The 10,815-nt window shown below is 66.1% G+C and carries 9 protein-coding genes; 8 read left to right on the top strand and 1 reads right to left on the bottom strand.

Annotated elements, in window-relative coordinates:
- The coding region (locus DTW89_RS17425; RefSeq protein ID WP_236637192.1) for an AI-2E family transporter at nt 1-1,142 on the top strand (1,142 nt) is incomplete at its 5' end.
- A 49-nt stretch (nt 1,143-1,191) separates the two neighbouring features.
- On the opposite strand, the gene DTW89_RS17420 is transcribed toward DTW89_RS17425, so the two are convergent.
- A complete protein-coding gene (locus DTW89_RS17420) occupies nt 1,192-4,098 on the bottom strand; it encodes a phosphoenolpyruvate carboxylase (protein WP_114656846.1) in 2,907 nt (968 codons plus the stop codon).
- A 132-nt stretch (nt 4,099-4,230) separates the two neighbouring features.
- Here DTW89_RS17420 and hemC point away from each other — a divergent pair, with 132 nt between their 5' ends.
- The 7 genes from hemC (at nt 4,231) to DTW89_RS17385 (ending at nt 10,599) form a co-directional block, all read left to right on the top strand.
- Nucleotides 4,231-5,169 (top strand): hydroxymethylbilane synthase, encoded by a 939-nt coding sequence (gene hemC / locus DTW89_RS17415; protein WP_114656845.1) that lies wholly within the window; start codon nt 4,231-4,233, stop codon nt 5,167-5,169.
- Between the two features lie 7 nt (nt 5,170-5,176).
- Nucleotides 5,177-5,986: a uroporphyrinogen-III synthase gene (locus DTW89_RS17410; protein ID WP_236637191.1), complete on the top strand. Its 810-nt coding sequence runs from the start codon at nt 5,177-5,179 to the stop codon at nt 5,984-5,986.
- Nucleotides 5,983-7,104 (top strand): uroporphyrinogen-III C-methyltransferase, encoded by a 1,122-nt coding sequence (locus tag DTW89_RS17405; RefSeq protein ID WP_114656843.1) that lies wholly within the window; start codon nt 5,983-5,985, stop codon nt 7,102-7,104. The genes DTW89_RS17410 and DTW89_RS17405 overlap by 4 nt, the downstream gene beginning before the upstream one ends.
- A gap of 143 nt (nt 7,105-7,247) precedes the next feature.
- On the top strand, nt 7,248-8,525 hold the full coding sequence (locus tag DTW89_RS17400) for a heme biosynthesis protein HemY (RefSeq protein ID WP_114656842.1): 1,278 nt from the start codon (nt 7,248-7,250) through the stop codon (nt 8,523-8,525).
- A 263-nt stretch (nt 8,526-8,788) separates the two neighbouring features.
- Nucleotides 8,789-9,364 (top strand): cytochrome b, encoded by a 576-nt coding sequence (locus DTW89_RS17395; RefSeq protein WP_114656848.1) that lies wholly within the window; start codon nt 8,789-8,791, stop codon nt 9,362-9,364.
- 30 nt (nt 9,365-9,394) lie between these two features.
- Nucleotides 9,395-9,970 (top strand): YceI family protein, encoded by a 576-nt coding sequence (locus tag DTW89_RS17390; RefSeq protein ID WP_114656841.1) that lies wholly within the window; start codon nt 9,395-9,397, stop codon nt 9,968-9,970.
- Nucleotides 9,971-10,023: 53 nt separating this feature from the next.
- Entirely contained in the window at nt 10,024-10,599 is a 576-nt protein-coding gene (locus DTW89_RS17385) for a YceI family protein (RefSeq protein WP_111864903.1), read from the top strand.
- Nucleotides 10,600-10,815: the final 216 nt, after the last annotated feature.

Raw genomic sequence — 10,815 nt, 5'->3', positions numbered from 1 at the left:
CTCCCGCACAGCCCGCCGCCCATGCACCACGCCAGCGGGCGCCGGTGATGCTGCACATGCCGGTGGATGTGCGCAACGTGTCGCTGGCGTTGCTGGCGCTGTTTGCCAGCGTGGCGCTGCTGCACTGGGCCAGCGCAGTGTTCATTCCCATCATGCTGAGCCTGCTGCTGACCACTGCGCTCAGGCCCACGGTGGAAGCCCTGTGGCGCTGGCATGTGCCGCGCTGGCTGGGGGCGGGTTTGCTGCTGGTGGCCATTGTCTCGGGCCTGGCAACCACCGCCTGGTCGCTCAGCGACGGCGCAGCACAGCTGGTGGACTCGCTCCCCGTTGCCGCCAAGAAAGTGCGCGACAACCTCAAGAACCGCACCGGTGCCAGCAGCCCGCTGGACAACATGCAAAAGGCAGCAACGCAGATCGAGCAGGCCGCCAACGACAATGGCGCCAGCGCCCCGCCGCGCCGCGGCGTGCAACGGGTCATCATCGAACGCCCGCCGTTCAATATCCGCGACTACCTCTGGAGCGGAACCATGGGGCTCATGTCGGCGCTGGGTCAGCTCATGGTGGTGATTTTTCTCACCTACTTTGCGCTGGCCTCGGGCAACCTGTTTCGCGACAAGCTGGTGCGCATCGCCGGCACCACCCTGGAGCGGCGCAAGATCACCATCCATGTGCTCGGCGACATCACCGGCCAGATCCAGCGCTACCTGCTGGTCCAGGTCTTCACCAGTGTGCTGGTGGGGCTGGCGACCGGCACGGCCTACTGGGCGCTGGGCCTTGAAAACGCGGCGGTGTGGGGCGTGGTGGCTGCAGTGCTCAACCTGGCACCCTACATCGGCTCGGCGCTGGTGACGGGGGCCTCGGCGCTGGTGGCTTTTTTGCAGTTCGGCACGCTCGACATGGCCCTCGCCATTGGCGGGGCATCGCTGGTCATCCACACCATCATCGGCAACCTGCTCACCCCCTGGCTCACCAGCCGCGCCAGCAGCATGAGCCCCGTGGCGGTGTTCGTGAGCGTACTGGCCTGGGGCTGGCTGTGGGGCCTGTGGGGGCTGCTGCTGGGCATCCCGGTAATGATGGCCGTGAAGGCAGTGTGCGACCGGGTGGAAGACCTCAAGGCCATCGGAGAACTGCTGGGCGACTGACCGACCCCATCCCGTCTGAATAGAACGGGCGGGGCGGGGCCAGCCCGGTTCAGCCGGTGTTGCGCAGGCCCGCCGCAATCCCGTTGATCGAGATGTGGATACCCGTCTGCACGCGCTCATCGCCCTGCCCCGCGCGCCAGCGGCGCACCAGCTCCACCTGCAGGTGGTGCAGGGGGTCGATGTAGGGAAAGCGATGGCGGATGGACCGGGCCAGCGCGGTGTTGTGCGTGAGGCGCTGCTTCTCGCCGGTGATGCGGGTCAGCGCGTCGGCCGTGCGGTGCCATTCGGCCTCGATGGTGCTGAACACCCTCTTGCGCAAGCGGGCATCGGTCACGAGTTCGCTGTAGCGCGAGGCCAGGGCCAGGTCGCTCTTGGCCAGCACCATGTCCATGTTGGAAAGCAGTGTGCGAAAGAACGGCCACTGGCGGTACATCTTTTGCAACAAGGCCATCTGGGTCTTGGGGTCCTTGCCTTCCAGGTTGACAAACGCCTCCACGGCAGCGCCAAAGCCATACCAGCCCGGCAGCGTGAGGCGGCACTGCCCCCAGCTGAAGCCCCAGGGAATGGCGCGCAAATCCTCGATCTTCTGGCTGGCTTTGCGCGATGCCGGGCGCGAGCCAATGTTGAGCTCGGCGATCTCGCGGATAGGGGTTGAGTTGAAGAAATAGTCGGTGAAGCCCGGTGTTTCGTACACCAGCGCGCGGTAGGCGCCCATGCTGGCCTGCGAAAGCTGCGCGGCAGCGTCCAGAAACGCCTTGGTGGCCGATTTGGTGGGCTGCAGCAGCGTTGCCTCCAGGGTGGCCGCGACCAGGGTTTCGAGATTGCGGCGCCCGATCTCGGGATTGGCGTATTTGGAGGCGATGACTTCGCCCTGCTCGGTCAGCCGGATCTGGCCGCGCACCGTGCCCGGCGGCTGCGCCAGAATGGCCTGGTAGCTGGGGCCGCCGCCCCGTCCCACAGTGCCGCCGCGGCCATGGAACATGCGCAGCTGGATGCCATGGCTGGTATCGAGTTCGTCAAACAGCTCCACCAACGCGATCTCGGCCCGGTACAGCTCCCAGTTGCTGGTGAAGATGCCACCGTCCTTGTTGCTGTCGGAGTAGCCCAGCATGATGTCCTGCTCGCCGCCGCTGCGCTGCACCAGCGCCGCCACGCCAGGCAGGGCATAGAACTCGCGCATGATGGGCGCGGCATTGCGCAGGTCTTCGATGGTCTCGAACAGCGGCACCACGATGAGGTCGTTGCGGGCGCCGGGCCGAGCGCCGGGCCGCCCCAAGCCGGCCCGAGCCCCACGCACCGGCGAAGCCTGGGCCCCTTCCCCTGCTTGGGGCAGCGAGGACACGCCAGTGCCAAGCGTGGGGGTACCATCCTCATCCAGCGTGCCGCGCATCAGACCCACTTCCTTTTGCAGCAGCAGCACTTCGAGCAGGTCGCTCACGGTTTCAGTGTGGCTGATGATGTAGTGGCGAATCGCCTCGTGGCCAAAGCGCTCGCGCAGCACGCGGGCGGTTTCAAAAATGGCCAGCTCACCCAGGGTGTGGTCGCCGTAGGTGGCGCCCACTACGCGCAGCGGCCGGGCATCGTTCAACAGCTTGATGAGCAGAGCGCGCTTGGCGGCCTCTTGCAGGCTGCTGTAGTCGGGTTCGATGCGGGCGGTGGCCAGCAGTTCGGCCACCACTTCTTCATGCTTGTCAGAGCTTTGGCGCAGGTCCACGGTGGCCAGGTGAAAGCCAAACACCTGCACGGCGCGGATCAGCGGGTGCAGGCGTTCGGCCGCCAGCGCCTTGCCATGGTGCGATTGAAGCGATGCCTCGATCACGCGCAGGTCGGCCAAAAATTCTTCTGCACCGGCATAGGCGTTCTGGGGTGCCACCGCATGGCGGGCTGCGTCGCCCCCTGTCAGGTCCTTGAGCGTGGCCGCCAGGCGCGCGTAGATGCCGGTCAGGGCGCGGCGATAGGGCTCGTCCTGCCGGTGCTCGCTGGTGTCGGGCGAGCGCTGGGCCAGCGCCTGCATCTCGGGCGACACCGTGACCAGGCGCGCCGACAGCGACAGCTCGCCGCCCAGAAAATGCACTTCAGTGAGGTAGTGCCGCAGCGCCATCTCGGCCTGGCTGCGCAAGGCATATTGCAGGGTTTGCGCCGTCACGTTGGGGTTGCCGTCACGGTCGCCACCAATCCACTGGCCCATGCGCAAAAAGCTGTGCACGGGGTACTGGCCCAGCTCCCGCTCCAGATCGGCATAGATCTTGGGAATCTCGCGCAAAAAGGTGGATTCGTAATACGACAGCGCGTTTTCGATTTCATCGGCCACCGTGAGCTTGCTATAGCGCAGCAGGCGCGTTTGCCACAGCTGGGCCACGCGGGCGCGCAGCAGGGCTTCGTTGGCGGCCAGCTCGCGCGGGGTGAGCGCGTCCTTGGCGCTGTTGTAGAGCTGTGCGCGCACCTGGATGTCGTCGCGCACCGCCAGCAGCTGGGCGATATCGCGCTCGGCGTCCAGAATGCTCTTGCGCTGGACCTCGGTAGGGTGGGCAGTGAGCACCGGGGCCACATAGCTGCTGGCCAGGGTCTGGGCAATGGTCTTGGGCGCAATGCCGGCCCAGCGCAGGCGCGACAGGGCGACCTCGATGCTGCCCTCTTGCGTGTCGCCCGCGCGCTCGTGCACGGCGCGGCGGCGGATGTGGTGGCGGTCTTCGGCCAGGTTGGCCAGGTGGCTGAAATAGGTGAAGGCCCGGATCACGCTCACCGTCTGGTCGCCCGACAGCGACTTGAGCAGCTTCTTGAGGGCGCGGTCGGCCTCCTGGTCGGCATCGCGGCGAAAAGCCACTGAGAGCTTGCGCACCTGCTCGACCAGTTCGTAGGCCTCCACGCCCTCCTGTTCGCGGATCACGTCGCCCAGAATGCGCCCCAACAGGCGGATGTCGTCGATCAGGGGCTGGTCCTTGTCGGATCGTTTCATGCGGGTGTCTCCGGATTGAGGGGGCAGCCGGCCGCTGCCAGCCTGCTGTGCAAGCCTGTGCGGACACCAGCCACCGGTGCGGCGCGATGCTAGCATCGCAGCTTGCCCAATGATTACAAATAGGTTACGAACTTGAGCCCGACACAACCCCTTACCCTGGTGATCGCCACGCGCGAAAGCCGCCTGGCCCTGTGGCAAGCAGAACACGTGCAGGCCCTGCTGCGCGCACGCGGCCACACCGTTTCGCTACTGGGCATGACCACCCAGGGCGACCAGATTCTTGACCGCAGTCTCTCCAAGGTGGGCGGCAAGGGCCTGTTCGTGAAAGAGCTGGAAGTAGCGCTCGAAGAAGGCCGTGCCCACATCGCCGTGCACTCGCTCAAAGACGTGCCCATGGAGCTACCCGAAGGCTTTGCCCTGGCCTGCGTGATGGAGCGCGAAGACCCGCGCGATGCCTTTGTGTCGCCCCGTTATGCATCGCTCGATGCCCTGCCCCAGGGCGCGGTGGTCGGCACCTCCAGCCTGCGCCGCCAGGTGCTGCTGCAGGCGCTGCGGCCCGATCTGCGCATCGAGCCGCTGCGCGGCAATCTCGACACGCGCCTGCGCAAGCTCGACGAAGGCAACTACGACGCCATTGTGCTGGCGGCAGCGGGCCTCAAGCGCCTGGGCCTGCAAGAACGCATCCGCACCGAATTCGCCACCACCGACATGCTGCCGGCCGCAGGCCAGGGCGCCCTGGGCATCGAGATTCGCAGCGACCGGCAAGACCTGCTGGATGCGCTGGCGCCGCTGGCCCACCAGGACACCTGGCTCACCGTGACCGCCGAGCGCGCCGTCAGCCGCGCCATGGGCGGCAGCTGCTCGATGCCACTGGCTGCGCATGGCCGGCTGGTGCAGGGCACCCTGCAGCTGGATGCCGCCTGGGGCGACCCCGACGGTCGTGTGCCACTGGTTCGCGCCAGCGCCAGCGCCCCGGTGGCCACACTGGAAGCCGCCGATGCCCTGGGCATCGCCATTGCGGCACAACTGCGCGCCGGCGGTGCCCGGGGCGTTGACCCCGTTGCCGGCTGAACCTGCAGTGACCACCAACCGGGTGATCGTGACCAGACCCGCGCGCGAAGCGGCGCACTGGGTGGAGCAGCTGGCTGCGCGGGGCCATGCCGCCACGGCGCTGCCCCTGATTGCCATTGGCGCCTGCACCGACCCCGGTGCGCGCGCCGCCATCGCCCGGGCCCGGGCCCAGCTCGACAGCTACCGTGCCGCCATGTTTGTCAGCGGCAACGCAGTGGACTACTTTTTTGAACAAAAAGAGCCTCTAGCGCTTACGGAAACTGCGCCATCAGCTATTAAAACAAGAGCATGGGCACCTGGCCCCGGAACCTTGCGTGCACTGTTGCGCGCGGGGGTTCCGCTCGACTGCATCGACAGCCCGGCGCCCGATGCAACGCAGTTCGACTCGGAATCCCTGTGGCAGCAGGTGGCGACACAGGTGCGCGCAGGCGACCGCATTCTCATCGTGCGCGGCTGCTCCGAGGGGGCCGAGCCAGGCCCCGGAATCGGGCGCGACTGGCTGGCCCGCCAGATCGAGCAGGCGGGCGCCACGGTGGAGTTTGTGGTGGCCTACACACGGGGTGCGCCGCGCCTCACCCCCGAACAGACCACGCTGGCCCATGCAGCGGCAGGCGACGGTTCGTGGTGGCTGCTCAGCAGCTCGGAAGCGCTTGCGCACCTGGCCAGCGCCGCACCTGGCCTGGCACTGCACACGGCGCGCGCGCTGGCCACGCACCCACGCATTGCACAGGCAGCGCGTGCCGCCGGGTTTGGCAGCGTGCACGAATGCCGGCCCGCACTGGATGACGTGGTGGCCTCGATAGAATCGGCGGCATGAGCCTCGTGCCCCCCACCGATTCTTCAGCTCCAGCCGCTCCAGGCAACCCGGTGACCGCTGCTCCGCCCGGCACTGGCCCGGCGGTGGGCGTCGCACCCACCGCATCGCTGCGGCACACCGGCACCTATCTTCTGGGCGCGGTGGCCATTGCCGCCCTGGTCAGCAGCGGCCTGCTCTGGCAGAAGCTCAACACCATCCAGGAGCAACTTGCTCGCCAGTCGGCTGATGCGGGAGCCCAGGCCATCGAGGCCCGCGCCATGGCGCGCCAGGCCCAAGAACTGGTGCGCGACACAGCCGCCCGCCTCTCGGTCACGGAAGCCCGGGTGGGCGAGGTGGCGCTGCAACGCAGCCAGCTCGAAGAACTGATGCAAAGCCTGTCGCGTTCGCGCGACGAAAACCTGGTGGTGGACATCGAATCGGCCATCCGCATGGCACATCAGCAGGCCCAGCTTACCGGCAGCCTGGAGCCCCTGGTCGCCGCCCTCAAAAGCGCGAACCAGCGCATTGAGCGCGCCGCCCAGCCCCGCCTGGCGCCCGTGCAGCGCGCCATCGGCCGCGACCTGGATCGCATGACCCGCGCCACCGTCACCGACACCGCCGGCCTGCTGGCCCGCCTCGATGACCTGGTGCGCCAGGTGGACGACCTGCCCGTGCAAAACGCTGTGGCGCAGGCCGCCGCAACGCGCCGCCTGGCCGCCGCTCCCAGCAACAGTGCACCGGACGCAGCCGCGCAAAGCGAGCAGGCCTGGTGGCTGGCCACGCTGCAACGCAGCTGGGAAGTGGTGCGCGACGAGGCCCGCAACCTGGTGCGCGTGAGCCGCATCGACCAGCCCGAAGCCATTTTGCTGGCGCCCGAGCAAACCTTCTTTCTGCGCGAAAACCTCAAGCTCAAGCTGCTCAATGCGCGCCTTGGCGTGCTGGCCCGCCAATTTGATTCGGCCCGGGCCGACTTGGCGGCCGCCACGGCGGCACTGAACAAGTATTTCGACCCCGCATCGCGCCGCACGCAGGCGGCAGCTGCCGTGCTGCAGACCGCCCAGGCCAGCATGAAGGCTGCCGAACTGCCCCGCTTGGACGAAACCCTGTCCGCGCTGGCAACAGCCGCTGCGGGAAGATGACATGACCCCTCCTGAGTCGCTTCGCGCCTTCCCCCCAAGGGGGACGACGCCCTCACGGCGGGGCGGCCCTTGCTCGGCGTCCCTGGCCTGTGGGGCGCCAGTTTCGAAGATCGCGAACGCGCGCGAAGCATTGGACTACTGATATGCGCGCTGCACTCTGGCTTCTGGCGTTGTTTGGCGTGGCCGTGGCTGCGGCCCTGTTTGCGGGCAACAACCAGGGCACCCTCACGCTTTACTGGCCCCCCTACCGCATCGACTTTTCCTTGAACATGGTCGTGCTGCTGCTGGTGACCAGCTTTGTCACGGTGTATGCCGCGCTGCGTGCGCTGGCGGCCCTGCTGGAGTTGCCCCACCAGGCACGCCGGTGGCGCGTGCAGCAAAAAGAGCGCGCCATGCACAGTGCGATGCTGGATGCCCTCACCCACATGCTCGCCGGTCGCTTCATCCGCTCACGCAAGGCGGCGCTGTCCGCCCTCGTCAAAGAAGAAGCACTCGCCGCTGCCAACGAAAAAGTGCCCCATGGTCACCACCTGCGGGCGCTGGCGCACATGGTGGCGGCCGAGAGTTCCCACGCGCTGCAAGACCGCGCCACACGCGAAAGCCAATTGCAGCTGGCCCTGGGCCTGGCCCCGGCCGGTGGCTCCGCCCACGAGCAGGAACTGCGGGAAGGCGTGCAGATGCGTGGTGCACGCTGGGCGCTGGACGACCGCGACGCCGATCTGGCCCTCCAACGACTTGCCGCCCTGCCGCAGGGCGCCGCCCGGCGCACGCTGGCACTGCGCATCAAGCTCAAGGCCACCCGTCTGGCGCGCCAGACGCAGGATGCCCTGGACACGGCACGCCTGCTGGGCAAGCACCGTGCTTTCTCGGCCGACGCAGCGCAAAGCATTGTGCGCGGCCTGGCCATCGAACTCATCAACAGCGCGCACGACCCGTCCCAGTTGCAGCAGACCTGGCAGCAACTGGAGCAGCTCGAGCGCAACATGCCAGAGCTGGCCATCCACGCCACCCAGCGCTTGGTGAACCTTGGGGGCGAGCCCGCACAGGCGAGGGCCTGGCTGGTTCCGGTGTGGGAACGCATGGTGCAGTTGCCCAATGCCCTGCCCGATCACCATGCACTCAAGCTGGTGCGGGCCCTCGAATCGGGTCTGGACACGCTGGATGCAGCCTGGCTTGCACGCATCGAATCCGCGCAACTGGCCAACCCCCGCGATGCCCGTTTGCAATATCTGGCCGGCGTGGCATGCCTCAAACGGCAGCTGTGGGGCAAAGCACAGCAACTGCTGACCCAGGCCATCCCCCATTTGACGGATGCGGGCTTGCGCGCCAGCGCCTGGCGCCATCTGGCCGCACTGGCAGAGCGACGCAACGACGGCGAAGCCGCCGCCGAAGCCTGGAAAAAAGCCGCGCTCGCGCATTAAAGCGGCGCAGAGGGGCTCCACCGCGCTGGCGGTGTGCGCTTGCTGGTCTTTCTGTGGGGCGCCAGCCAATGCACAGCATTGGGGAACTTTGATTACAGACGGTCAATCAATTCAGTTTTTTTGAATCAAGCCGTCAATTCATCTGAAACCCACAAGACCTGTGGCTTCATAGACTTGGTTCTTTGATACACGGCGCCCCCGAACCAAGGTTGCGCAACCCCCGCAACTTAGCGCCACAGGCACCCATCACCGCCTTCGCACACATGCACACCACACATCAGAGTCAGGCCTTTGCCACCCCGCGCTACACCCGCACCGCCATGATGCTGCACTGGCTGCTGGGCGTGGCGCTGGTCATCCTGTTTGGTGTGGGCCTGTACATGGCCGATCTGCCGTTTTCTCCCCAGCGCCTGAAGCTCTACAACTGGCACAAATGGGCAGGGGTCAGCATTCTGGCGCTGTCGGTGCTGCGCCTCTTGTGGCGCCTGACGCACCGCCCGCCACAACTGCCCGCCAACGTGGAACAAGCCATGCCGCGATGGCAGCAACGAGCGCACCACGGCGCGCACCACCTGCTGTATCTGCTGTTTTTTGCCGTGCCCTTGCTGGGCTGGGCCTACAGCTCGGCGGCGGGCTTTCCCATTGTGTTTCTTGGGCTGTGGCAACTGCCCGACTTCGTCGCTGCGAGCCCTGATCTGGCCGACGCCCTCAAGCCGCTGCACAAGCTCAGTGCGTATGCCATGGCAGCCCTCGTGCTGGTGCATGTGGCCGCCGCACTGAAGCACCAATTTTTTGACCGCGACGGGCTGATGCTGCGCATGCTGCCCGGTCGCCGCTGATCCTGTCACCCGATTCTTCAGGAGTTCCCCATGCAGATGTCTTCGTTCTTTTCCGCACTGGCCCTGGGCAGCGCAGCCTTGCTGGCGGCCCAGCCTGCGGTCGCTCAGCAAAAGCTGGTGCCCGCGCAAAGCGAGGTGCAATTCACCGCGCGCCAAATGGGTGTGCCGCTGGAAGGCCACTTCAAGAAGTTTGACGCACAGGTCAGCTTTGACCCTGCCAAGCTGGCCACGAGCAAGATCGTCTTCACAGTGGATACCGGCAGCGCTACCATGGGTTCGCGCGAGACCGATGCCGAACTGCCCAAGGCCACCTGGTTCAATGTGCCGCAGTTCCCGCAGGCCACGTTCCAGTCCAGCGCCATCAAGGCCCTGGGTGCAGGCAAATTCGAGGTCACCGGCAAACTCAGCATCAAAGGCATGGCACGCGATGTAGTGGTGCCCGTCACACTGGTGCAAAACGGCGCTACCACCTTGGCCACCGGCGCGCTGCCGCTCAAGCGTCTGGCGTTCAAGATCGGCGAGAACGAGTGGGCCGACACCTCGATGGTGGCAGACGATGTGCAGGTGAAATTCAAGCTCGCGCTGACCGGCGTGGGCAAGCTCTGACCGATTTTTCCCGTCCCCTTGGCTTTTTCTACGACTTTCAGGAGAACCTTTCCATGCGCAAATCCCTCTTCGCTCTGGCCGCAGCCGCAACGCTGACCGCAGGTGTTGCCCACGCAGCCCCGGCCACCTACGCCATCGACCCCGCCCACACGTTCGTGACCTTTGAAATCAGCCACTTTGGCGCCTCCGTCAACCGCGGCCGCTTCGACAAGAAAGAGGGCAGCGTGCAATTCGACCGTGCTGGCAAGGCTGGCAAGGTGGAAATCAGTTTCGATGCCACCTCGGTGAACACCGGCACGGCAGCGTTCGACAAGCACCTGCAGGGCCCGGACTTTTTTGACGCAGCCAAGCACCCCACCATCAAGTTCACGTCGGACAAGTTCAGCTTCAACGGCGACAACGTCAGCGAAGTCACCGGCCAGCTGACGCTGCTGGGCAAGACGGCGCCCGTGACGCTGAAGGCCAACCAGTTCACCTGCTACCAAAGCCCCATGCTCAAGCGCGAAGTTTGCGGTGGCGACTTTGAAACCATCATCGACCGCTCGGTATTTGGCATGAACTACGGCATCGAATGGGGCTTCCCCAAGAACGTGCGCCTGCTGGTGCAGGTCGAGGCCGTCAAGCAATAAACGGGTTTTCCCCCTGTAAAGCCGCCTGCCGGGTATCCGGCGGGCGGCTTTTTTTTCATGCAACGGCCCTGCGGCGGGCCTGCCCCCGGTGCCTCACCTGCACGCATCGCGCCGGGTGCCGCACCGCCTACAATTATTTTTAAGTAAATCAATTACGAATAGTAGAATTTGCGGGATTGATTCGAGGAGCCTCTCCATGACCGCTGCCCCCCGGCC

This window comes from Acidovorax sp. BoFeN1 (genome assembly GCF_003345135.1).
GTDB classification, from domain to species: domain Bacteria; phylum Pseudomonadota; class Gammaproteobacteria; order Burkholderiales; family Burkholderiaceae_C; genus Acidovorax; species Acidovorax defluvii.
The sequence above is the reverse complement of the archived record's forward strand: the minus strand, read 5'-3'. Positions and strand labels throughout refer to the sequence as shown.

Coding starts and splice junctions, on each gene's coding strand:
- DTW89_RS17385 (WP_111864903.1), top strand. CDS start 10,024: ATGCGCAAATCCCTCTTCGCTCTGGCCGCAGCCGCAACGCTGACCGCA.
- DTW89_RS17395 (WP_114656848.1), top strand. CDS start 8,789: ATGCACACCACACATCAGAGTCAGGCCTTTGCCACCCCGCGCTACACC.
- DTW89_RS17420 (WP_114656846.1), bottom strand. CDS start 4,098: ATGAAACGATCCGACAAGGACCAGCCCCTGATCGACGACATCCGCCTG.
- DTW89_RS17405 (WP_114656843.1), top strand. CDS start 5,983: ATGAGCCTCGTGCCCCCCACCGATTCTTCAGCTCCAGCCGCTCCAGGC.
- DTW89_RS17400 (WP_114656842.1), top strand. CDS start 7,248: ATGCGCGCTGCACTCTGGCTTCTGGCGTTGTTTGGCGTGGCCGTGGCT.
- DTW89_RS17390 (WP_114656841.1), top strand. CDS start 9,395: ATGCAGATGTCTTCGTTCTTTTCCGCACTGGCCCTGGGCAGCGCAGCC.